Consider the following 254-nt stretch of genomic DNA (forward strand, 5'->3'; position numbering starts at 1 on the left):
GGCATTGTCAGGTTGTTGAGCCGATGCTCGCGCCGAGCACGGTCGCGGCTGTCGTTCCTCTCATGCTGCCAGCTGGGCGCGCGTCTCCTTCCGCCACACCTGGAAGGCTTGGGCACGAGCGCGCCGATACTGCCCGGCGGTCATCAGATGTCGCCTTGGACGGAAGTGGCCGTAGATCATGGCGTGGGATGACAGGAAGCGCTGCGCCTGCTCCGGTGATTTGAACCGCTGCATCTGCCGCTCTCGGCGCCGCG

General features: G+C 66.1%; 1 pseudogene. It reads right to left on the reverse strand.

Annotated features, from left to right (window positions below):
* Positions 1–60: 60 nt before the first annotated feature.
* Positions 61–254 (reverse strand): annotated as a pseudogene (locus E2C05_RS34470) (IS6 family transposase); the annotation flags it as partial.

It is taken from the genome of Paracraurococcus ruber (assembly GCF_004353985.1).
In the GTDB taxonomy this organism is placed as follows: Bacteria; Pseudomonadota; Alphaproteobacteria; order Acetobacterales; family Acetobacteraceae; genus Paracraurococcus; species Paracraurococcus ruber.